The 21,084-nt window shown below is 72.3% G+C and carries 19 protein-coding genes; 9 read left to right on the top strand and 10 right to left on the bottom strand.

The window, feature by feature from the left end; genetic code table 11:
- Positions 1-13 precede the first annotated feature (13 nt).
- Positions 14-595: an OsmC family protein gene (locus ABZV93_RS11820; protein WP_354933729.1), complete on the top strand. Its 582-nt coding sequence runs from the start codon at positions 14-16 to the stop codon at positions 593-595.
- A gap of 39 nt (positions 596-634) precedes the next feature.
- On the opposite strand, the gene ABZV93_RS11815 is transcribed toward ABZV93_RS11820, so the two are convergent.
- From ABZV93_RS11815 to ABZV93_RS11800, 4 genes are all read right to left on the bottom strand, one after another.
- On the bottom strand, positions 635-2,596 hold the full coding sequence (locus ABZV93_RS11815; protein WP_354933727.1) for an HNH endonuclease: 1,962 nt from the start codon (positions 2,594-2,596) through the stop codon (positions 635-637).
- Between the two features lie 148 nt (positions 2,597-2,744).
- On the bottom strand, positions 2,745-3,242 hold the full coding sequence (locus ABZV93_RS11810; RefSeq protein ID WP_354933725.1) for a carbonic anhydrase: 498 nt from the start codon (positions 3,240-3,242) through the stop codon (positions 2,745-2,747).
- A gap of 222 nt (positions 3,243-3,464) precedes the next feature.
- Positions 3,465-4,178, bottom strand: a complete 714-nt coding sequence (locus ABZV93_RS11805) for a VC0807 family protein (protein WP_354933723.1) — start codon at positions 4,176-4,178, stop codon at positions 3,465-3,467.
- Complete coding sequence (locus tag ABZV93_RS11800) at positions 4,175-4,357, bottom strand: hypothetical protein (RefSeq protein ID WP_354933721.1); 183 nt, start codon at positions 4,355-4,357, stop codon at positions 4,175-4,177. Before ABZV93_RS11800 ends, ABZV93_RS11805 begins: the two co-directional genes overlap by 4 nt.
- A 204-nt stretch (positions 4,358-4,561) precedes the next feature.
- Here ABZV93_RS11800 and ABZV93_RS11795 point away from each other — a divergent pair, with 204 nt between their 5' ends.
- Both ABZV93_RS11795 and ABZV93_RS11790 read left to right on the top strand, forming a co-directional pair.
- Positions 4,562-5,905 carry a sensor histidine kinase gene (locus ABZV93_RS11795; RefSeq protein WP_354933719.1) on the top strand — a complete coding sequence of 448 codons (1,344 nt, stop codon included), beginning with the start codon at positions 4,562-4,564 and terminating at the stop codon, positions 5,903-5,905.
- On the top strand, positions 5,902-6,663 hold the full coding sequence (locus ABZV93_RS11790; RefSeq protein WP_354933717.1) for a response regulator transcription factor: 762 nt from the start codon (positions 5,902-5,904) through the stop codon (positions 6,661-6,663). Before ABZV93_RS11795 ends, ABZV93_RS11790 begins: the two co-directional genes overlap by 4 nt.
- Here the strand turns inward: ABZV93_RS11790 and ABZV93_RS11785 are convergent.
- Genes ABZV93_RS11785 through ABZV93_RS11770 form a run of 4 tightly spaced genes read right to left on the bottom strand, consistent with a single transcriptional unit; the run spans position 6,656 to position 10,429 of the window.
- A complete protein-coding gene (locus ABZV93_RS11785) occupies positions 6,656-7,522 on the bottom strand; it encodes a bifunctional 5,10-methylenetetrahydrofolate dehydrogenase/5,10-methenyltetrahydrofolate cyclohydrolase (protein ID WP_354933715.1) in 867 nt (288 codons plus the stop codon). The genes ABZV93_RS11790 and ABZV93_RS11785 overlap by 8 nt on opposite strands.
- Positions 7,519-8,190 carry a cyclodeaminase/cyclohydrolase family protein gene (locus ABZV93_RS11780; RefSeq protein ID WP_354933713.1) on the bottom strand — a complete coding sequence of 224 codons (672 nt, stop codon included), beginning with the start codon at positions 8,188-8,190 and terminating at the stop codon, positions 7,519-7,521. The genes ABZV93_RS11785 and ABZV93_RS11780 overlap by 4 nt, the downstream gene beginning before the upstream one ends.
- Positions 8,191-8,249: 59 nt before the next feature.
- Positions 8,250-9,737 carry an ATP-binding protein gene (locus ABZV93_RS11775; RefSeq protein WP_354933711.1) on the bottom strand — a complete coding sequence of 496 codons (1,488 nt, stop codon included), beginning with the start codon at positions 9,735-9,737 and terminating at the stop codon, positions 8,250-8,252.
- Positions 9,734-10,429, bottom strand: coding sequence for a response regulator transcription factor (locus ABZV93_RS11770; protein WP_354933985.1), 696 nt, complete (start codon positions 10,427-10,429; stop codon positions 9,734-9,736). Before ABZV93_RS11770 ends, ABZV93_RS11775 begins: the two co-directional genes overlap by 4 nt.
- A gap of 266 nt (positions 10,430-10,695) precedes the next feature.
- Between ABZV93_RS11770 and ABZV93_RS11765 the strand changes: the two genes are divergently transcribed.
- The 4 genes from ABZV93_RS11765 (at position 10,696) to ABZV93_RS11750 (ending at position 16,423) form a co-directional block, all read left to right on the top strand.
- The gene (locus ABZV93_RS11765; protein ID WP_354933709.1) at positions 10,696-12,024 is read left to right on the top strand and encodes a ferric reductase-like transmembrane domain-containing protein; all 1,329 of its coding nucleotides are present in this window, start codon (positions 10,696-10,698) and stop codon (positions 12,022-12,024) included.
- Entirely contained in the window at positions 12,024-12,638 is a 615-nt protein-coding gene (locus tag ABZV93_RS11760) for an FMN-binding protein (RefSeq protein WP_354933707.1), read from the top strand. The genes ABZV93_RS11765 and ABZV93_RS11760 overlap by 1 nt, the downstream gene beginning before the upstream one ends.
- The gene (locus ABZV93_RS11755) at positions 12,635-13,399 is read left to right on the top strand and encodes an FAD:protein FMN transferase (RefSeq protein ID WP_354933705.1); all 765 of its coding nucleotides are present in this window, start codon (positions 12,635-12,637) and stop codon (positions 13,397-13,399) included. Before ABZV93_RS11760 ends, ABZV93_RS11755 begins: the two co-directional genes overlap by 4 nt.
- A 126-nt stretch (positions 13,400-13,525) precedes the next feature.
- The gene (locus tag ABZV93_RS11750; protein ID WP_354933703.1) at positions 13,526-16,423 is read left to right on the top strand and encodes a patatin-like phospholipase family protein; all 2,898 of its coding nucleotides are present in this window, start codon (positions 13,526-13,528) and stop codon (positions 16,421-16,423) included.
- On the opposite strand, the gene ABZV93_RS11745 is transcribed toward ABZV93_RS11750, so the two are convergent.
- Both ABZV93_RS11745 and ABZV93_RS11740 read right to left on the bottom strand, forming a co-directional pair.
- Complete coding sequence (locus ABZV93_RS11745) at positions 16,410-16,718, bottom strand: putative quinol monooxygenase (protein WP_354933701.1); 309 nt, start codon at positions 16,716-16,718, stop codon at positions 16,410-16,412. The genes ABZV93_RS11750 and ABZV93_RS11745 overlap by 14 nt on opposite strands.
- 21 nt (positions 16,719-16,739) lie before the next feature.
- Entirely contained in the window at positions 16,740-18,809 is a 2,070-nt protein-coding gene (locus tag ABZV93_RS11740; protein WP_354933699.1) for a glycoside hydrolase family 2 TIM barrel-domain containing protein, read from the bottom strand.
- Between the two features lie 162 nt (positions 18,810-18,971).
- Between ABZV93_RS11740 and ABZV93_RS11735 the strand changes: the two genes are divergently transcribed.
- Positions 18,972-19,475 (top strand): hypothetical protein, encoded by a 504-nt coding sequence (locus ABZV93_RS11735; protein WP_354933697.1) that lies wholly within the window; start codon positions 18,972-18,974, stop codon positions 19,473-19,475.
- Between the two features lie 113 nt (positions 19,476-19,588).
- A complete protein-coding gene (locus ABZV93_RS11730) occupies positions 19,589-21,055 on the top strand; it encodes an MFS transporter (protein ID WP_354933695.1) in 1,467 nt (488 codons plus the stop codon).
- Positions 21,056-21,084 lie beyond the last annotated feature (29 nt).

Genomic DNA, 21,084 nt, shown 5'->3' with positions numbered 1-21,084 from the left:
GGAGTTGTACTCGATGACGACGACAACCGCCGAGAAGGTCGTCAACGGGGTGGACGCGGGCAGGTTGTTCCAGACCATCACCGCGATCGAACAGGATCCGGCGATCGCGAAGTTCAACTTCCGGCTCAGCAACTTCTGGGTCCACGGTGCCCACAACCGGGCGGTGGTCGCCGACTTCGACGGCGCCCGTACGACACACCGCCGGGACAAGACGTACTTCGTCTACGACAAGGACGAACACCCGGCACTGCTCGGAGAGGACCGGGGCGCCAACCCGGTGGAGTACCTCCTCGCCGGACTCGCCGGATGTGTGACCACCACGCTCGTCTACCACGCGGCAGCTCGGGGAATCACCCTCACGCGAGTGGACGCCGAACTCGACGGCGACATCGACCTGCGCGGGCTGCTCGGCATGTCGGAGGAGGTTCGCCCCGGCTACCAGAGCATCCGGATGACACTGCACGTCGAGGGGGAGGCCAGCCGGGAGGAACTCGCCGATCTGGTACACCTCGCCGAACGCCGCTCGCCGGTGGCCGACGTCGTGATGCACGGTACGCCGCTGCGCCTCAGCCTCGCCGACGAGGACAGGTCCTGAGGGGCGTCCCGTCACGCACCCGCGTCCTGCCGCATTTCCTCAGAACGACGGCAGGCCATCCTCGGCCGTCCCTGCGGCGGCGGTGGCGGTTGCGGGCTCGGTTGGTGTCGCTGGGTCGGTCAGTGATGGTGCTCGGCTTGGGTACTGGCGGCCGAAGGGGTCGGTGAGGGTGTGTTCGCCGGGCCCGGTCTGCCGGAGCCTCCAGTCTCGTTCGGTTTTGGCCTTGTGGTGGCGTGGGCACAGGGGTGCGATGTTGTCCACACCGGTTTCCCCGCCGTCGGCGTACTCGGTGTTGTGGTCCAGGTGACACGTCGCCGCAGGTCTCCTGCAGGTGGTCCATACGCAGCGCTGGTCGCGGGCATGCACCAGCTCGGCTTGGAGCCCGCGCAGGAACCTGGCCGGTATCGGATGCAGATGCAACAGGCGTCCGGTGACCGGGTGGGTGACCCCGACGGTGAATCTGGCTTCGGGGTTGGTGAGGTTGTTCGCCACCAACCGCTCGGCGACCTCGGTGATGACGGGTCCGAACCCGCCGAGTTCCCCGGGCCGGGTGGACAGTCCCATCAGGGTGGTCAGGGGCATGTTCAGCTGGATCTTGGCGCGCGTTCGTATCGGCCCCCAGCTCGGCTGCGTGGAGGACCAAGGCGGCGCGGGTCGTGGAGGTGTCGGTGGCGTTGGCGCCCCACCGGGTGGCGGGTCGGCCGGCTCGTCCGGTCGGTGGTTCTGCTGCGGGATCTGTCCCGCGGTGGAGTGACCGCTGTCGGATCCGCTGTTGGAACCGGCGTTGGGGGCTGCGGTGGAGGCGGCTGCACCTTCTGTGGCTGCGTTCTGCGTGGCCGCGGTGTGCTCGGCCGCCTGGTGGGCGGCAGCGTCGTGGACCGGGACGCCGGGCACGGCGGCCGCGCCGCACGCACTGCAGTTGGCGACGGGGGCCGGGGAGCAGTCGCCGCAGCCACACCAGCTGTCGTGCAGGTCATGGTCGGGGAACCGGTGAACCGTACAGTGACCCTGCTCACCCTGCTCCTGCGAGGCGTCGCATTCCGCGTCATCCTGCTCAGTGTCCCGCGGCGTCTCGTCCTGCTCGCACCGGTCCTGCTCAGAGTCGTCCGGCTCAGACTTCTCCTGTGCTGGCTCGTCCTGCGCGGTCTCGCCTTGCGCCTGGTCGGCTTGCATGGGGACGGAGCAGTTGGTGATGTCGGCGGTGCCGGTGAGCAGAGCGGCGGCGACGTCTGCGCGGAGTTGGCTGACGGTGCGGGGGTCGCCGGTGGATTTGACGGCGCGGACGATGGCGTCGACGTAGCCGTACGCCTCGGCGGCCTGGTCGGCTGGGAGTCCTCGGATGGCGAGGTCGGCGACGCCGTCGACGGCGGGCCAGATCGCGACGTTCCGCCCGGTGCGTGCGGCGCGGTGGCGTTTGGCGGCGGCTTCTGGGTCTGCCTTGACGACCTCGGCTTCGACCTTGGCGCGCAGCAGCCCGCCGCGCAGTTCGAGCACTTTGGGGAAGATGGCGTCCTCGATGGCCGGCCACAGGTCGGGTTTGGCGTCGGTGATGCGGTCGACGATGGTGCGGACGTCGTTGATCTCCAACTGCCCCGACGCCAGCGCCTCACGCACCCTCGGCAGACGCGGGAGGGTGGTGGCCAGCGTGAGGTACCAGTCGGCGTGGTGGCCGGTCCACCCCAGCAGTGACTCCAGAACTGCCTGGGTCATCGAGTCCATCACGTCCCCGCGGTGCGCCGGCTCGTCCGGCATGCCGGGGCTGGTGTGGGCGAGTTCGTTCACATCGACCAGACAGTCTGCTTCCAGTTGGCAGATCAGCTTCCGCCGCGCCTTGATCGACTCTTCCAGCTCGAACCCGTTGCACTCACGACGGTCGACCGAGGCAAGCAGGACCGCAAGCCGCGGCCCGGCCGGCATGTCCGCCAGTCCGGCGGGCAGCACCCGGCGAGGATCGGGCTGTTCGCCCAGGTCCTCACCGAAGCACCCACCGCCGTCGCTCATGCGTTCGATTCTATCGGACAAGATCGGCCTCCGCTTGCGGGAAACCGCTTGTCCACAAGAAGAATCGACGTCAACGTCAAGTTGCGCACACGTCGAGGTGGAGGCTCTCCGGGCCGGCGCATCGGTGACCTACATGCCGAGCGCAGGGTCACACGATCTGGCGGAGCCGCCCGGTGTCGACGTCGTACAGGAAGCCGCCGACGGCGACCGAGTCCGGGATCAGCGGGTGCGCGCGTACGCGGGCGACGTCGTCCCGCAACTGGCTCTCCTGGTCGGCGATCGCGCCGAACGTCTCCCACGTGGCGTCCTGCCCGCTCGCCTGGCCGACCCGGGCGCGCAACTCGGCCTCGGTGGCGGAGGCCATCGCGCAGCGGGTGTGCGGGATCACCAGGATCCGCTCCACCCTCAGCAGGTTGACGCCGAGGATGAGCGCCAGCAGCGCCTGGTGGGTGACCCGCCCGCCTGGGTTGCGCACCATCTTGGCGTCGCCGGGCCGCAGTCCCAGCAGGCCGAGCGGGTCGATGCGGGAGTCCATACAGGTGACGAGCCCGACCCCTGCATGGGCGAACCCGTCGAATCCCGCGAGCTGGAAGTCGTCGGCATAGCGCTCGTTGGCGGCGAGCAGGTCGTCGAAAGCACCGGTCATACCCGCGACGTTAGGCCGTGTGCCTGCGGGCCGGCCAGGCAGGTCCGCTCAGCGCGCTCGGACGGGTCCGCGTTCGATGATCGCCCGGGCCTCCTCCCGGGTCAGCCGGGGTGGGACGTACTCGTGCCACCAGGTGGCGCGGCGCAGGGCACGCACATCGTCGCCGGTCAGGTCGTCCCACCGACCACCGACAGCCCGGGCCGACCCCGCCCGTACGGCTACTCAGGAGGACCGGTCCCGCAGCCGGGTGCGGTACCACCACATCGCGCCCACGCCCACCGCGAGCACGGCCAGCCCGACCGGCCGGGACAACGCGAGGAACGTCCCCGTCGGCACGCTGAGGGCGAGGACCAGCAGGACGCCCGCGTGGGCCGTCAGCGTCGAGCCGAGCAGGACGGTGAAGACGGTCGACGTACGCCGGCGGGCAGGGTCCGACGGGCCTGACGTCGACCCTCGCATCCGCGGGTCGCGCGCGGCGAGGATCCGCAGGAGTACCAGGTGGAGCGGCCTGCCCACGGCGGCCGAGCCGAGCAGCACCAGCCCGAGCGGCCCGGTCACCAGCGAGTCCTGGAGTTCGAGCACGATCCGGTTCCCGCCGGACAGGGCGGAGATCGCTAGGGCCAGAGCGACGCCCACCAGGGCGATCGCGCCCACCACGTCGAGGCGTCGCCGCAGCACGAATGTGGCGAGCGTTCCGAGGAGCGGGACGCCACCGGCGATGGCGAGCGCGAGGACGTCGCTGCCGACGTGTGAGCGGACCACCGCGAAGACCACGAGTGGCAGGCCGGCGTTGACGGCGACGCGTGGCAGCAACCGGCGCAACGACGGACGGGAGGCCTGGGGAAGCCGGGTCGTCCGGTCCGGATGGTTCGGATGGTTCGGAGCAGGTGCCGCCTGGCTCGAGTCGGCCCGGGCCGAGCCGGGGGAGGTGTTCATCGGCGTCCACCGCCGAGCCGGGTGAGGGGAAGACCCCGCCGGTACCGGACGACGCCGAGGCCGCCGGCAACGACGAGCAGAGCGGCGCCCAGGAACGCGGTCCAGGTGGGTCTGCCGAAGAGGTGGGTGAGCCCGGTGACGAGCAGGGCAGCGCCGATGACGACGAGCCGCGCGATCATCGTGTTCTCCGTTCGGTGAGGAGGGTTCGCTTCGTGGCTGGATCGGACGAGACCCAGCGTGCGGCGCGGACACCCTCACCGGCGTCGGCGTACGGGTGGAAGTACGGGTGGAACGACGGGGATCGGTGACAGCCCGCGGCTCCACCCCTGAGCTCAACCCGTGGGTGGAGGACCGCCCGGGAACCGCGTACTACCGTGGTTGCCGTGCCCGTCGACCCGCCCTCGGCCATCGCCTTCGCGCCCCGGCCCCCCGCGGACAGTGCCGGTACGGATGGTGCGCACGCGAACGGCGCCGGCACCGATGCGACCGGAGGGGCGCTCGCCTACCACCGGACCGTGCCGCCGTGGGTGCGGCCGGCGGGGCTCGTGCTCATCGTGGTCCTGATGGGGCTCGCCCTGCGCGACCGGCCGGGCCTGGACGCGCACGGGCTCGGACTGCTCGCCCTGGCGGCAACCGCGGCCGTGGCCCTCGGCGGTGCGGGCCTGCTCGTCGAGGTGCCCCGTGGCCGTCCCGGCTGGCTGACCGCCGCCCTCTTCGCCCTGCTGATCGGCGGCTCGGTGGCCGTCGTGGCGATCGAGCCGGACGGACCGGGTTTCGTCGGCGGGTTCGTCGCCACCGGTGTGGCCGCGTCGAGCCTGCCCCGGCGGCGCGGCCAGGCGGTCGTGGCGATCACGCTGGTCGGTCTCGCCGTCGCCGGGCACGTCGGCGGCCACCGGCCGTGGACGACGGTCGTGGTCGCCGAGGCCGGCGCGCTGGCGTTCTTCCGGCTCGGTCAGTACGCCCGCCGTCTGCGCGCGCGCACCGAACAGGCCGAACGCCTGCTGGCCGAGGTTCGGCGCACCCGGTCCGCGCACGTACGCGCGGCCACCCTCGCCGAGCGCCAGCGGCTCGCCCGGGAGATGCACGACGTGCTGGCCCACTCCCTGTCGGGGTTGCTGCTCCACCTGGAAGGTGCCCGGCTGCTCGCGGTCCGCGAGGGGGCCGGCCCGCGGCTGACCGGCTCCCTCGATCGCGCCCGCGGGCTGGCCCAGGCCGGACTCGGCGAGGCACGGCAGGCGATCGGCGTACTCCGCGACGAGGACCTGCCCGGGCCGGACCGGCTGCCGGAGCTGGCGGAGGAGTTCGAGCGCGACCAGGGAATCAGCTGCCGGGTCGAGGTGTCCGGCCGGCCGTACGAGCTGGGACCACAAACCCGGCTGACGGTGTACCGGGTGGCGCAGGAGGCGCTGACGAACGTACGCCGGCATGCCGTCCACCCGCACCGGGTCGACGTACGCCTGAGCTACGACCCGGACGGCACCCGGCTCACCGTCGTGGACGACGGCGAATCCACCGAGCCCCGGGCGACGGGCGACGGCGACCGGGCTCCCGGCTACGGCGTGAGCGGCATGCGCGAACGCGCCGAACTCCTCGGTGGCGAGCTGACGGCCGGGCCGACCGCGACCGGCTTCCGGGTCGCTCTCCGGCTGCCCGCACGCGCCGGCGACCTACCGGCGTACGGCGACGACTACGAGGGCGACGGCCACGGCGGCGAGGTGTCGGCGTGACCGGCGAAGCGCACGGCAGGACCGAACCGATCCGGGTGCTGCTCGCCGACGACCAGCGCGTCGTCCGCGAGGGACTGGCCATGTTGCTCGGCCTGCTGCCCGACGTCGAGGTGGTCGGCACCGCCGCGGACGGTGAGCAGGCGGTCGACCTGGCCGCGCGGCTGCGCCCGGACGTGATCCTGATGGACCTGCGAATGCCGCGTTGCGACGGCATCGAGGCCACCCGCCGGCTGCGCGCGGAGCCCGGGGCGGGCCAGGTGATCGCGCTGACGACGTACGCCGACGACCGGTCCGTCCTGGACGCGCTCCGGGCCGGTGCGCGTGGGTACCTCACCAAGGACGCCGGCGCGGAGGAGATCCGGGCCGCGCTGGTCCAGGTCGCCGACGGCCACGCGGTGATCGACCGGGCCGTTCACCACCACATCGTCGACGCGCTCGACTCCCTCGGCGCGCGCGGCGCGCCCGGCGCGCCCGGCACGCCCGGCACGGAGCCGGCGCGGGGCGAGGCGGCGCCGCCGAGCGGGCAGGCCGGCGCCCGGCCGGACGGGTTGACGCCGCGGGAGACCGAGGTGCTCGCGCTGATGGCCGAGGGGCTGTCGAACGCCGAGATCTCCCGTCGTCTGGTGGTGGGCGAGGCCACCGTGAAGAGCCATGTCAACCACCTGTTCGCCAAGCTCGGGGTGCGCGACCGGGCTCAGGCCGTGGCGTACGCGTACCGGCGCGGCGTCGTACCCCCGCGCGGCACGTCGGCTACCTGAGCGAGGCACGCACCGCGGCGAGCGCGGTGTGCCGGTGCAGCAGCGCGGTGGTCACCGGCCCGACACCTCCCGGCACCGGCGTGAGCGCTCCCGCCACCGCGGCCACGGCCGGGTCGACGTCGCCGGCCAGCCCGCCGTCCGGTGTGGGGTTGGTGCCGACGTCCACGACGACCGCACCGGGCCGCACGTGGTCGACGCCGATCAGGCCGGTACGCCCGACGGCCGCCACCAGCACGTCCGCCTCACGGCACAGCGCGGGCAGGTCGGCCGACCGGGAGTGGCAGATCGTCACGGTGGCGTTCTCGGCGAGCAACAGCAGAGCGGCCGGCTTGCCCACCACCGTGGAACGCCCGACGACCACGACGCGCCGGCCCGCCAGCGGCACCTGCTCGTGGCGCAGGATCTCCAGCACAGCCTGCGCGGTCGCCGGAGCGAACGCCTCCGCCGAGCCCGCGGCGAGCAGCCCCAGTGAGGTCGGGTTGGCCCCGTCCACGTCCTTGTCCGGTGCGATCGCCGCGCCGAGGTCGGCCAGGGTGACCCCGGCCGGCAGCGGGGTCTGGCAGATCACACCGTGCACCGTGGGGTCGGCCGACCTGGCGGCGAGGTGGCCGGCGAGGGTGGCCGCGTCGGCGCCGTACAGCGTGTCGACCAGGCAGGTGATGCCGAGCCGCTTTCCTGCCCGGGCGATCGAGCGGACGTACCACGCCGTTCCCTCGTCGTCGGTCGGCACCACCACGGCCAGGGTGGGAACGATCCCGGCCGCGGTCACCCGAGCCACGTCGGCGGTGGTCCGCTCGTCGATCGTCGCCGCCACCGCGCGCCCGTCGATCCGGTGGGCGCCACCGCCGCCGGTGGTCATCGGGTGAGCTCCTGGCGGATGTCGGCGACCAGGACGCGGCCGCGCTCGGCCACGGCGAGGTGCTCCTCGAGGTCTGCTGTCAACTCGTCCTTGACATCGCCGTCGGGCAGTGAGGACAGGTTGATCTCGACGTTGACCGCGGCGGACTCCGCGGCACCGGCCGCAGCGGCGGCGGCGACCGCGAGGTCGGAAACCACCCGCGGGTTGGACCGTCCCCGCAGCGACTCGGCCAGCGCGACCACGTCGGCCGCGGCGGCGGCGATCGCCAGCGGCGGCAGGGCGGCGGCATGGGTCGCGGACCGCACCGCATCGCGACGGGCCGTGCGCTCCTCCTCGGTCGTACGGGGAAGGCGGTACGCCGTCATCAACGCGGTGAACGCGGCCTCGTCCTCCCTGCCCAACCGCAGTGCCTCGGCGCGCAGGGCGTCGGCCCGCTCACGGACCTGGACCGCGTGCTCCTCGTGCGCGGCGTGGACCGGCTTGCCGATCGTCAGGTTGGTCACCATCGACACCAGCGCGGCACCGATCGCCACCTGCATCGCCGCGGCCGCCCCTCCACCGGGTGCGGGGTCGGCGGACGCGAGGCTGTCCAGCCAGCCCCCGATCGTGTCGGTGTCGGTCTCGGCGTTCGTACCGCTCGTGTCGTTCGGGTCGCTCGTGCCGTCCATGCGGTCCTCCTGCTCCACGCGCGGGGGCCCCACGCGTCGAGCAGGATAGTGCCCGTTACTCAGACGACCGGGAGCCGCACGCGGAACGTCGTCTCACCGGGCCGGCTGCTCACCCGTACCGTCCCGTGGTGGGCGTCAATCACGGCTTGCACGATGGCGAGGCCGAGCCCGGTGCCTCCGCTGGCCCGGGTGCGCGAGGTGTCGGCGCGGTAGAAACGGTCGAAGACGTGGGCGATCGCGACCGGGGGCACACCGGGACCGTCGTCGTGCACCTCGACCAGCGCGTCACCGTCCTCGCTGCGGACCCGCAGGTCGACGACCGTGCCGATCGGTGTGTGGGCGTGGACGTTCGCGAGCAGGTTGGCCAGCACCTGGCGCAGGCGGCCCTCGTCACCGTTCACCACCAGCGGGTCGGCGGGCAGGTCCAGCCTGATCGGGCGGTCCTCGTCGCGGACCCGGAAGTCGCTGGCGGCGTCCACCGCCAGCCGGCACAGGTCGACCGGGCGGTGGTCGAGCGGACGCCCCTGGTCCAGCCTGGCGAGCAGCAGCAGGTCGTCGACCAGCAGGCTCATCCGGTTCGACTCCTCCGCGATCCGGCGCATCGCCGTGCCGAGCTCGGCGAGGTCGAGGTCGTGGGCGAGTGCGAGGGTGCCGTCGCGGTCCCGGGTCGAACGGTCGAAGAGTTCGGCGTACCCGCGTACGGTCGACAGCGGCGTCCGCAGCTCGTGGGAGGCGTCGGCGATGAACTGCCGCAGTTGGCGTTCGGCCTCGTTGCGGGCCTGGAACGACGCGTCGATCGCCTCCAGCATGTGGTTCATGCCCGAGCCGAGCTGGCCCACCTCCGTCTGCGGCGGCAGCACCGGCGCCCGCAACCGCACCGCGGCCTCCGGCCCGGTGAGGTCGGTCTCGGCGATCCGCCGGGTGGTGGTGGTCATCCGGCCCAGCGGAGCCAGCCCGACCCGGATCAGGGTGGACCCGAGGATCGCCGTGACCACCAGCCCGGCCAGTCCCACCGCGAGCTCGATCAGCAGCAGCCGGGTCACGGTGTCGTTCAGCGACCGCAACGGCAGACCGACCACCAGCCGGGCGCCGTTCCTGAAGCGCGTGGCCACCAGGCGGTACGGCCCGGGCAGCGCGCGGTCCTCGAACGTACGCGGCGAGTCGGGCACCTCCTTGGCGAGCCTGACCTGCTCGGCGTGCGACAGGTCCTTGACGTGCTCGGTCGCGCCGGGAGTCGCGGGCAGCATCGCCGACCGGCTGCCGTCGGCACTGACCACGAACCGGACCGCGTCCTCGGGCGGGATCTGCACGCGGTCGGCGTCGTCGTCCCCGTGCAGGAGCGCGTCGCGAGTCTGTCCCGCCACTTGACGAAGCTGGCCGTCGGTCCGGTTGAGCAGGTACCTCTGCAGCGCGTGGGTCGTCGCCACCCCACCGGCCGCGAGCACACCCGTGACCAGCAGCAGCACGAGGGCGAGGACCCGGCGCCGCAACGGCTGACGGGCGAGGAACCCCCGCGTCGCCGAGTAGAGCGGAAGAGGACGGCTCACGAAAGCGGCGGCCGGAGGACGTAGCCGACCCCGCGGACGGTGTGGATCAGCGGCTCCGCGTCGACGTCGATCTTGCGGCGGAGATAGGAAATGTAGAGCTCGACCACGTTGGCGTTGCCGCCGAAGTCGTAGTTCCACACCCGGTCCAGGATCTGCGCCTTCGACAACACCGTGCGGGCATTGCGCATCAGGAACCGCAGCAGCTCGAACTCCGTCGGGGTCAGCTCGATCAACCGGTCGCCGCGGCGCACCTCGCGGGAGTCCTCGTCCAGCATCAGGTCCGCGACCCGCAGGCCGGTGCCGCGGGGGACGGTGGCGGCCGCGCGCCGCATGACCGTACGCAGCCGGGCGATCAGTTCCTCCAGGCTGAACGGCTTGGTGACGTAGTCGTCGCCGCCGATGGTGAGCCCGCGTACCCGGTCCTCGGTGGCGTCGCGGGCGGTGAGGAAGATGACCGGCGCATCCACGCCTCTGGCGCGAAGGCTCGCGAACAACGCGAATCCGTCGGTGTCGGGCAGCATCACGTCCAGCACGATCGCGGACGGCTCGAAGTCGCGGACCTGGGTCAGTGCCTGGTCGGCGGTGCCCGCGACCATGGTCTGCCAGCCCTCGTAGCGCAGCGCGGAGGCGATCATCTCGGCGAGGTAGCGCTCGTCGTCGATCACCAGCACCCGCACCGGTGGGTCGGCCACGGGTGCCTGGCCGGCATGCTGGGCGGGTTCGGTTCGTGCCGTACTGGCCGAATCCACGTGGATCTCCTCGTCGGGCTGCCGCCGCCGGCCGGCGCCGGCGCGGATCCCCCGCGTCTTCTACTACACACCTTCGCCGCCCGGGCTGAGAGTCGGGTGTGGGTTTCCTGTGTGTTCACTGTGAACCAGGAACCGCCCAGCGGAGTTCACAGCGGGCGGACAGGATTGTCACCGGCTTCCCACAGGTCGACCCGCCACGGTGGTGTCCCATGCGAGCTCTGATCGTGCGGCACTCCCCGTGGCTGGTGTGGACGGGGGTCGTCGCGGGCGCCGCGGCCCTGACCCTGCTGTGGTGGACCAGCACCCTTCCGCCCACCTCCTTCGGCGCGCAGTTGACCGAGGCGGGCCGGCTGACCGGGCTGTACGCCGGCTACCTGGTGGTGATCCTGCTGGTGCTGATGGCCCGCCTGCCGGTGCTGGAACGCCAGGTCGGCACCGACCGGCTGGCCCGGATCCACAGCATGGTCGGACGTTACGTCGTGTGCGTGACGGTCGCACACCTGGTGCTGATCTGGCTGGGCTACGCGCTGACCGCGCGCGCCGGGCTCGGCAAGGAGGCGACCGACCTGCTGGCCGGCTACCCGTATGTCCTGTGGGCGGTGATCGGCGCGGGACTCTTCGTGCTGGTCGGGGTGGTCTCGGCCACCGCGATCCGCAGCCGGGTGAGGTACGAGACCTGGTATCTCCTGCACCTGTTGACCTACGCCGGTATCGCGCTCGCGTTCTGGCACCAGATCCTCACCGGCGCGCAGTTCGTGCCGAACGCCGTGGCGCGGTGGGGATGGATCGGGGCATACGCCGCGGCGACGGCACTGCTCGCGTGGTTCCGGCTCCTCGTCCCGGTCCGCAACGTCTGGCGGCACCGGCTGGAGGTCGCCGCGGTCCGCACCGAGGTGCCGGGTGTGGTGTCGGTCTACCTCACCGGCACCCGGCTGGACGACCTTGGCGCGGAGGCCGGGCAGTTCCTGCGGCTGCGTTTCCTCACCCGCAACGAGTGGTGGCAGTCCCATCCGTACTCGCTGTCGGCCGCGCCGAACCCGACCTGGCTGCGGGTGACCATCAAGGCGCTCGGTGACCACACCGAGCAGTTGCAGCGCATCCCGGTGGGCACCAGGGTGCTGGCCGAGGGCCCGTACGGTGCGCTCACCGCGCGGCGGCGCAGCCGGCACGGCGTGGTGCTGATCGCCGGCGGGGTCGGGGTGACCCCGCTGCGCGCGTTGTTCGAGTCGCTGCCCGCCGAGGAAGGCAGGCTCACCCTGATCTACCGCGCCAGCAAACACGAGGACGTGGTGTTCCGGCACGAGCTGGACGAGATCGCCGCCGACCGGCGGGCGGTCGTGCACTACCTGGTCGGCCCGCCGGGCCCCGGCCAGGAACCGGCACTCCACCCGAACTGGCTGCGCCGCCTGGTGCCCGACGTCGCCGAACGCGACGCCTACCTGTGCGGGCCCGGCGGGATGATGACCACCGCGATCGAGTCGCTGCGGGAGTGTGGGGTTCCCGCGCGGCGAATCCACCACGAGGACTTCAGCTTCTGATGAAACGCATCGTGCTCACCGCGCTGACCACCATCACCGGGATCGTGCTGCTGGTGGGGGTGAAGTCGCAGACCGGCGCGCCGGGCCTGGCCACGCTGGCGGCGCCGGGAACGGGTTCGGGTTCCACGGCCACCAAACGGACACCCACGCCGGACGTGACCCCCACCCCGAAGGCCTCCGGTACGCCCACCCCCACGGGCGAGCCGACCCCGCGCAAGAAGAAGTTGACGGCGAGGAAGTCGTCGGGAACGAGGGCGAAGTCGACGCCCAAGGCGACGGCGGCGCCGAAGATGAAGGCCGCACCGAAGAAGGCCGCACCGAGGCCCAAGCCCGTCGCGAAGGTGAAGGTGGTGGGCCAGACCGCGGACACGCCGTACGGACCGGTGCAGGTGAAGGTGACCATGCTCGGCCACCGGATCACCGACGTGACCGCGCTGCAGCTGCCGAGCGGCAACCAGCGCAGCTCCGAGATCGCGGGGTTCGCGGCACCAGCACTGCGCAGGGAGGCGCTGTCCACGCAGAGCGCCCACATCGACAGCGTGTCCGGCGCGACGTACACCAGTGAGGGCTACAGAACCTCGTTGCAGTCCGCGCTCGACAGGGCCGGCGCGTGAGCGCGGCGACGGCCGGCTCGGTCCGCGGGCCGATCCGTCACGTGGAGTACGTGATGGGTACGGCGGTGACCATCGACGTCCGCGACCCACGCGTGGGCGCCGGCGCGGTGGACGCGGTCGTCAGCTGGCTGCACACCGTCGACGCGACGTTCAGCACCTATCGTCCCGACAGCGCGATCAGCCGGCTCGACCGCGGCGAGGTCGGGCTGGCGGACTGCCCGGACACGGTCCGGTCGGTGCTGGAGCGGTGTGAGGAACTGCGGGTGGAGACGGTCGGTTACTTCGACCCGAGGTACGCCGGGCGGCTCGACCCGTCCGGGCTGGTGAAGGGCTGGTCGATCGAGCAGGCCGACCAGATCCTGCAGGCAGCCGGGTCGCGGGCACACTGCCTGAACGCCGGCGGCGACGTTCTCGCCCGCGGCCGGCCCGCCCCCGGCCGGTGGTGGCGCGTCGGCATCGCCGACCCGCACGACCGCAGCCGGCTGGCGACGGTCGTGGAGGGCGCGGACATCGCGGTCGCCACGTCGGGCACGGCCGAACGCGGCGCGCACGTCGTCGACCCGCGCACCGGCGAACCGGCCACCGGGTGGGCGAGCGTCACCGTCGTCGGCCCGGACCTGCCCACCGCCGACGCCTACGCCACCGCCGCGCTGGCGATGGGTGACCAGGCACGCGAATGGCTTGCCGGGCGGACCGGATTCGAGGCGTACGCCATCGCGCCGGACGGCACCACCTGGGCCACCCCCGGCTTCCCCCGATGACTCCAGGGTGTGCCCCCCGATCCGCTGGCGGCCGGCGAGCGTCGGGACTACCTTCTTCGTACGACGCCGAGCACGGCATGGCGAGCCCGCCGGGGGTGGAGCCCGACCGTGCGAAGGGGGACGCTCGTGTCGGACGAACGTACGCGGGCCGAGGTGCGGCTGGGTGGGCACTGGCGGCAGGTACGGGCAGCGATGCTCCTGACCGCCTTGCTGTTGCTGGTGCAGTGGCCGATGCGGCACGTGGTGCGGTCCGGCGACCCGACGTGCGCAACGCCGGCGCGGCTGTCCCTGCTGGTCGACACTGGGCTGATCTGCGCCTACCTCCTCGCCACGTGGCGTGCGCACGGCTTCGTCGCCCTCGTACGACCGGCGGGGAGCATGGTCCGCCGGCGCGCGTTCGCCGGTGCGGTGCTGGTGAGTGCGGCCGCCTGCCTGGACGCGGTCGAGAACGTCGTGCTGTGGCAGCGGTTCGGCGGCGTCCCGGCGGCGTACGGCACCTGTCCCTCGCTGTCGGTCGGCTGGCTCACCGTGGTGTGGTGGGTGTTGTGGATCGGCGGGCTGGTGCTGGCCGGCACGGCGTTGGTGACGACGCGGTACGGATCACATCGCCGAACGCCGCCGCTGTCGCCGCCGTCAACGCCGTCAACGCCGTCGACGACGGATGGGAAGCCGGCTGACCCACGAACCCCCGCGGACCTCACCCGGCACGACCGAGGCCGGCAGATCATCTGCTGCTCCGGCGGCGGCATCCGGTCGGCGGCCTTCTCGCTGGGAGCCCTGCAGGCGTTGACCGACCAGGGTGAGTACCAACGTTCCTCGACGGTGATCGGCGTCAGCGGCGGCGGCTACATCGCGGCTGCGTTCCACTTCCTGCGGCGTTCTCTGGCCGACGAGGGACGCACGTCGGCGTCGGAGCAGCCGCCGTACGCCATGGGCAGTCCCGAGCTCTCCCGGCTGCGCCGGCACACCCACTACCTCATGCCCTCGCTGGCCGTGGGCGTCCGCGCCATCATGTCGCTGCTGTACGGCGCGGTTGTCAACCTGGTGTTGATAGGGATCCTGATCCGGGCGGTCGCCTGGGTGCTCGGCTGGGCGATCGCGGAGACCTCGGTCGTCCGCGGCCTCGGCAGCCCGGACGCGTGGACCGACTTCGACGGCCTGCCGCGGTGGTACTGGCTGGGTGCCCTCGCCCCGCTGGCGATCGTGGTGGTGCTGTTCCTGGCGGAGGTGCTGGTCGACCGGTTCCGCGTCCCGCCGACCTGGCTGCGCAGAGAGGGGCGGGCGCTGGCCCGGCTGCTGCTGGTGCCCGGGATCGTCAGCCCGCTGCTGCTGTTGGGTGTTCCGCTGGTTCTGGTGTGGGCCAACAACCTCGGTCCCGGTCCGGCCGGCGGCCACTCCGGGATCCTCGGCGGGCTCACCGACGGAGTGGTCGGCACCGCCAACGGCGTCGCCGGACCCCAGGCGGCGAACGCCAACGCGGCGGTCGACTCGCAGTTCGGGTTCGTGACGCTGGCCGCTCTCGGCGCGGCGTTCATCGCGCTGGCACGGTCGGCCTGGAAGGGGATCCAGACCATCTCAGCAGGTGTCGGTCCCACGCTGCGCAGGCGGATCCTCGCCTGGCTCCGGACCAGACTGGTGCCCTGGCTCGGCTCGGCGCTGCTGGTGGTGGGCGTGCTCGTGGTGCTGCTGCGGTGGACCGCGGGGTACGCCGCCAGCGAGGAATGGCGTTCGCGCTGGTGGGTGGCCGGTGTGTGCGCGGCGATACTGGTCGCGACGCGCATCTTCACCGACGCCACCCGCACGTCCCTGCACCCGTACTATCGCGAGCGGCTGTCGGTGGCGTACCTCGTCGGCCGGGGGCACTCGGAGCGGGAGGCCGAACGCGCCTACCCGACACCGTTGCCGTACTCGAAGTACGCCGTGTCACCCGACGGCGGTCCGCAACTGGTGATCGTGGGCTCGGCGAACGCCGCCGACGCCGACTTCATCCCGCCGGACCGGGGGTGTGTGCCGTTCGTCTTCGACCCGGAGCTGACCGGTGTGGCCGGTGACGTCACGCTGCCCGCGGAGGGGCTGGAACCCACCGCGGAGTACGAGGTCCGTGCCGACTACCACCATCGCGACGTGACCCTGCCCGGAGCGGTCGCGATCAGCGGTGCGGCGTTCGCCCCGCTCACCGGACGCAACAATGCCGGCACCCGGCCGATGCGGCTGCTGTTCGCCGTGGTCAACGCCCGGCTCGGCGTGTGGCTGCCCAACCCCTACTGGGGTACGACCTCACCGGCGGCCGCGCTGGCCCGCCGCTGCGGCGAGCTGGCCGAACGCCGGCGAGGCGAGGGCCGCACCGGGCCGCTCACCCGCCTCGCGTCGGCCACCGCCTACGCCGCGTCGATCGCGGACAAGCCCGGTGCGCACCAGCTGTTCCGGGAGGCGTTCGGCCGGGCGTCGATGTACGACCGCAGGCTCTACGTCACCGACGGCGGCCACTACGACAACCTCGGCCTGGTGGAGGCACTGCGCCGCCGCCCGGCGCGGGTCATCGTGATCGACGCCTCGAACGACCTGGAGGACTCCTTCGCGGCGGTGGGTTCGGCCATCGCGTCGGCCCGGATGGATCTCGGCGTCGACGTCAGTCTCGACCTGCGCACCCTCCAGCGCCACGGCGGCGAGCGGATCGGCCGCGGCTGGGCACGCGGCCGGGCCACCTATCCCGAGGGCGGCTCGGCCGACATCCTGCTCGTCAAGGCCGTGTTGGCAGGGGACCTGTGCTGGGACCTGGAGACGTACGCGCTGGAACACCCGGACTTCCCGCGGCACACCACCGGCGACCAGCTGTACGGCGAGTTCGACTTCGAGGCCTACCGCGCGCTCGGGCAGACACTGACCCGCGATCTGCTGCACCAGGTGGAACGCGAACATGTCGTACGGACCGGCAACGGCCCGGCGGCGGGCAACGGCCCGGCGGGCGGCGTACCCACTCCGAACGGGCCCACCGACGACGTGTCGCCGCTCAGATCGGGGTGATCTGCGCCGGCACCGCCTCGAACACCCGGATGTCGGCGGGGCCCTCTGCGGAGTCGGCGAGCACCGAGTCCAGTGCGGCCATGTGCGGGCTGGCCAGGTGCTCGTGCAGGGCGTCCAGATCCGTCCACTCCTCCACGCAGGTGAACAGGCAGTCGTCCTCGAGGTCGGCGACGAACGCGTAGTGCAGGCAGCCGTCGTCGTTGGTGCGGACCGCGTGCTGCATGGCGATCAGCGCGGCCACGGTGTCCACCCGGCGGTCGGGTCGGGAGCGCAATGTCGCGTGTACCACGATCATGGGCCAACCCTACGGGTCCGGTCAGCGCGGCGACCGGGCTTCGGTGAACGCGTCGAACACCAGCCGCCGGGTCGTACCGTCCCAGCCGAGCATCCCCATGGTGGACAGGCCGTTGTAGTTCTGGTTGTAGCCGGCGCGCTCCTTGTAGTCCTTGAGCACCCAGAACGTGTAGCCGGCCATCCACGGCCGGCTGGTCGCGGTCACCTGGTCCCAGTGGGAGACGAAGTTGGCGGCCTGCCACTCCTCGGTCCCCGCCTCGGTCGGCGAACCGTGCTTGCCGAGGAAGGACCAGGTGCCGTTCTCGGTGATCAGGATCGGCTTGTCCGGGTGGTTGCGGTGCACGGCGTCCAGCGTGGTCCCGAGGTCTTCGTTCTTGCCGTAGAAGTAGCCGAAGTACTCGTTGAAGCCCACCACGTCGGCAAGGTCGAACGCCGGGTCCCAGGAGGTGTTCGACGCCCACGTGACCGGCCGCTTGGACAGGTCGACGGACTTCACCGCCGCCTTCATGTCGGCCAGCCAGGCGCGGTAGACCGGCGCGCCGTTGGCGTCGACCGTGGACTCGTTCTGCAGCCCCCACAGGATCACCGACGGGTGGTTGTGGTTGTTCCACGCGGTGGCCAAGGCGAGCGCCCGGGACAGGCCGTAGCTCTCGGTCTGCAGCCTCTGCTGGTCGGTGCCCACCCACATGGTGTCCCACTCGTCCATCAGCATCAGGCCGTGCCGGTCGGCCCAGTCGTAGACGTACGGGTGACGGTTGTAGACGCAGTTGCGCAGGAAGTTCGCGTCGGCCGCCTTGACCTGGCCGAGCTCGTGGTCGTACTCCGCACGCGTCATCGACCGGCCGGACCGGTCGGTCTCCTCGTGCCAGTTGACGCCCTTGAGGAACAGCGGCTTGCCGTCAAGCTTCAGTTGCGTGCCGTCGACCCTGATCTCGCGTACGCCGTAGGTGGCGGCGAGGGTGTCCACCGGCCGGCCGTTCGCGGTGGCGCTGACCGACGCGCGGGCGGTGAGGACGTTCGGGTGCTCGACGCTCCAGTGCGGTGCGCCGGTGACCGCGATCCGTGCCGTCGGCACCGCGACCCTGCCCGCCGGCACGTCGACGCGCACCCGGGTGGGCCGTCCGGTCGAGCCGCGCCCGGGGTCGATGCGGACGTACCCGTGGAAGTCGGTGTCGCCTGAGTTCTGCACCACCACCCGCGCGTCGAGGGTGCCCGCCTTCGCGTCCAGCAGCACCTTGGCGACGTTCACCGCGGGCACCGACTCCAGCCACACCGAGCGGGTGAGGCCGGCGTAGGGCCAGTAGTCGACGACGCCGGGCGGCAGCGCCTTGTCGTCCCTGACCTGCTCGCCGGTGCCGTCGTAGCTGGTGTAGCTCGCGCGGCGGTAGACGCGTACGGCGACAGTGGCCGGCTGCCCGGGTCGCAGCGCGTCGCCGACCGGGAGCGCGAACGCGGTGTGGCCGCCCTCGTGCTTGCCGACGAACGTGCCGTTCACCCAGACGTCGGCGCTGTAGGAGGCGGCGAGGAACGCCAGCCGGACGTGCGTTCCGCGCCACGACGCCGGCACCGCGACCTCCGTGCGGTACCACGCGTACCCGTCCTTCAGCGCCCCGCCCTTGCCGAAGTCGGCGCCGTCGTAGCCGGCCCAGCCGTCGTTGTCCTTGAGGTCCCACGACGCCGGCACCGCGATCGAGTCCCAGGCCGAGTCGTCGGCACCGGGCTTCTGCCATCCGGCCGACAGGCCCTGATCGTCGGGGTCGTAGCGGAACCGCCAGGTCCGGTCCAGGGAGAGGTAACGCCGGGTGGGTTCGTGGTGCGCGTAGCCGTCGAAGGACGGCATCACCTCGCCGTAGGAGAAGACCACGTTGGTGCCGTCGACCGTCCGGACCTCGGTCCGCGAGGGTTCGCGGTCCCCGTGCGGGTCGCGGACCACGCCGGCCGGCGCGGCGCCGGTGGTCGTGGTGGTGGTGGCGCTCGGCGCGGCCAGTGCCGAACCGCCGAACGCCGAGCCCGCGAACGCCGCCACCGCCAGCGCGAACCCGGCGGCGACCGCGGTGAGCCGTGTCCTTCGACCGACCTCCGGACCTCGCATCGGCCGTCCCCTTCCCTGGGACCCGCGGGTGCACCGCGCGGATGATCTTGGTTGATCGCGGTCACGCTAGGTGCGGGTCCGGTCGCTGGTCCAGCATCCGGCCGGACCCGGCCGACCAGCCGAGGCCGCGCAGGGCGACCGGCTGACCTAGGGTCTGGTCGCATGCGCCCTCCGCTGGTGCTCACCGGTCCGCCGGCCGTGGGCAAGACGACTGCCGGGCGGCGGCTCGCGGAGGCGCGGCCGCGAGGTGCGTACGTCGACGTGGACGACGTACGCCAGTTGGTCGTGGCCGGCGGCGCCGCTCCGTGGGACGGCGACGAGGGGGTCCGCCAGCAGGAGCTCGGCGTACGCAACGCCTGTCAGCTGGCCCGGCGGTTCACCGCCGAGGGGTTCGCCACCGTGCTGACGGACGTGGTGACGCCACGCACGCTCACGATCTACCGGGCCGAGCTTCCCCGCTGCCTGGTGGTCCGGCTGGGGGTGGACGTCGCGGAGGCGCGGCGACGGGCCGCGACCCGGCCGGTGTATCTCACCGCGCAGGAGTTCGCCGCGCTGCACGCCGAGGACGCCGCGGCCGAGCCGGCCGTGGACGCGGAGCTGGACGTGACCGGCCTGTCCCTGGACGACCTGGTGGCCGAGCTGTCACGACGGTGGGCGGCGGGGTAACAGAGAGGCCGGAGTCGGCCCGGGATGCCGTACGCCGAGAACGCGGCTCGTTCGCCGATCTCCCTGAGCTAAGGTGTCTGCGGCTAAAGTCTTGACATCGAGAGGAATCGCAGGTGTCACATCCCGCCGGCCGAGGCGAGCCCGGCACCAGCAGCACCAGCAGTTCCGGCAGCAACCTCCACCCCGACGCAGCAGACTCAGCGGACTCCTCCGGCGAACCGCTCGACTCCCGGCAGCCGTCACCGCCTGCCCAGGAGACGCTCGGGGCCGAGGACCTCCGAGACGACAGCGCCACCCACGACGGCCGGGTCACCGGCCCGGGCCGGCGCCGTTCCCGGTGGGACCTTCGGCGGATCGTCGTGGACACCCGGCCGCTGTCCATCCCGGCGTACCGCAGGCTGTGGACGTCGACCGCTGTCACCTCGGTCGGCAGTCAGCTCACCGCGGTCGCGGTGCCCAAGCAGATCTACGACATCACCGGCTCCTCGGCCTACGTCGGGCTGGCCGGTCTGGTGGCGCTGGTCCCGCTGGTCGTGTTCGCCCTGTGGGGCGGCGCGATCGCGGACGCCGTGGACCGGCGCAAGCTGCTGCTGGTCACCAACACCGGCATCGCCGTCACCTCGCTGCTGTTCTGGGCGCAGGCGTTCGCGGGTGCGCACTCGGTGTGGGTCCTGTTCGGGCTGCTCGGCCTGCAGCAGGCGTGTGCCGGAGTCAACCAGCCGGCCCGCAGTGCCTCCATCCCACGCCTGGTCCCCGCCCACCTGCTGCCCGCGGCGAACGCGCTCGGCTCCACCGTCTTCCAGATCGGCTCGATCATCGGGCCGCTGCTGGCGGGCGTACTGATCCCGGTCCTCGGCCTGTCCACGCTGTACCTCATCGACTCGGTCGCGCTCACGGTGACGATCTGGGCGGTGTGGCGGCTGCCGGCGCTGCCGCCGCTGGCCGGTGCTCCGCGGCGGGCCGGGCTGCGGCACGTGATCGAGGGTTTCGGCTACCTCGCCACCCGCAAGGTGCTGCTGGTCTCCTTCCTGGCCGACGTGATCGCGATGGTGTTCGGCATGCCCCGGGCGCTGTTCCCTCAGATGGCGCAGCAGACGTTCGGAGACCCGCCCGGCGGCGGCTTCGCCCTCGGCATCCTGTTCGCCGCGATCCCGGTCGGTGCGGTGCTCGGCGGCCTGTTCTCCGGCGCGTTCTCCCGGATCCGCCGGCACGGCGTCGCGGTGATCGGGGCGGTGTGCGCGTGGGGGCTGGCGATCGTCGGCTTCGGCCTGTCGCCGTGGCTGTGGCTGGCGGCGTTCTTCCTCGCCGTGGCCGGCATGGCCGACCTGGTGAGCATGGTGTTCCGGGGAACGATCATGCAGTCGGCGGCCACCGACGAGATGCGCGGACGGATGCAGGGCGTCTTCACCGTCGTGGTCGCAGGAGGGCCGCGGCTGGCCGACCTGCTGCACGGCACGGCCGGCGCGGCGGTCGGCACCACCGTGGCGGTGAGCGGCGGCGGCGTCCTGGTGGTGGTCGCGATGCTCGCCGCGGTGGTGGCGTTCCCGATCTTCTGGCGCTACCGCGCCCAGGACAGCTGAACCCCGAATGAGCCCGAACGCAGGGACCC

Origin of the sequence: Actinopolymorpha sp. NPDC004070, assembly GCF_040610475.1 — a bacterium.
In the GTDB taxonomy this organism is placed as follows: domain Bacteria; phylum Actinomycetota; class Actinomycetes; order Propionibacteriales; family Actinopolymorphaceae; genus Actinopolymorpha.
This window is presented reverse-complemented; position numbering and strand designations above follow the sequence as displayed.

What these genes read in the sequence shown, in the direction of transcription:
- ABZV93_RS11820 (WP_354933729.1), top strand. Translation starts at nt 14, where the DNA reads ATGACGACGACAACCGCCGAGAAGGTCGTCAACGGGGTGGACGCGGGC.
- ABZV93_RS11815 (WP_354933727.1), bottom strand. Translation starts at nt 2,596, where the DNA reads ATGAGCGACGGCGGTGGGTGCTTCGGTGAGGACCTGGGCGAACAGCCC.
- ABZV93_RS11810 (WP_354933725.1), bottom strand. Translation starts at nt 3,242, where the DNA reads ATGACCGGTGCTTTCGACGACCTGCTCGCCGCCAACGAGCGCTATGCC.
- ABZV93_RS11805 (WP_354933723.1), bottom strand. Translation starts at nt 4,178, where the DNA reads ATGAACACCTCCCCCGGCTCGGCCCGGGCCGACTCGAGCCAGGCGGCA.
- ABZV93_RS11800 (WP_354933721.1), bottom strand. Translation starts at nt 4,357, where the DNA reads ATGATCGCGCGGCTCGTCGTCATCGGCGCTGCCCTGCTCGTCACCGGG.
- ABZV93_RS11785 (WP_354933715.1), bottom strand. Translation starts at nt 7,522, where the DNA reads ATGACCACCGGCGGCGGTGGCGCCCACCGGATCGACGGGCGCGCGGTG.
- ABZV93_RS11780 (WP_354933713.1), bottom strand. Translation starts at nt 8,190, where the DNA reads ATGGACGGCACGAGCGACCCGAACGACACGAGCGGTACGAACGCCGAG.
- ABZV93_RS11765 (WP_354933709.1), top strand. Translation starts at nt 10,696, where the DNA reads ATGCGAGCTCTGATCGTGCGGCACTCCCCGTGGCTGGTGTGGACGGGG.
- ABZV93_RS11760 (WP_354933707.1), top strand. Translation starts at nt 12,024, where the DNA reads ATGAAACGCATCGTGCTCACCGCGCTGACCACCATCACCGGGATCGTG.
- ABZV93_RS11745 (WP_354933701.1), bottom strand. Translation starts at nt 16,718, where the DNA reads ATGATCGTGGTACACGCGACATTGCGCTCCCGACCCGACCGCCGGGTG.
- ABZV93_RS11740 (WP_354933699.1), bottom strand. Translation starts at nt 18,809, where the DNA reads ATGCGAGGTCCGGAGGTCGGTCGAAGGACACGGCTCACCGCGGTCGCC.
- ABZV93_RS11735 (WP_354933697.1), top strand. Translation starts at nt 18,972, where the DNA reads ATGCGCCCTCCGCTGGTGCTCACCGGTCCGCCGGCCGTGGGCAAGACG.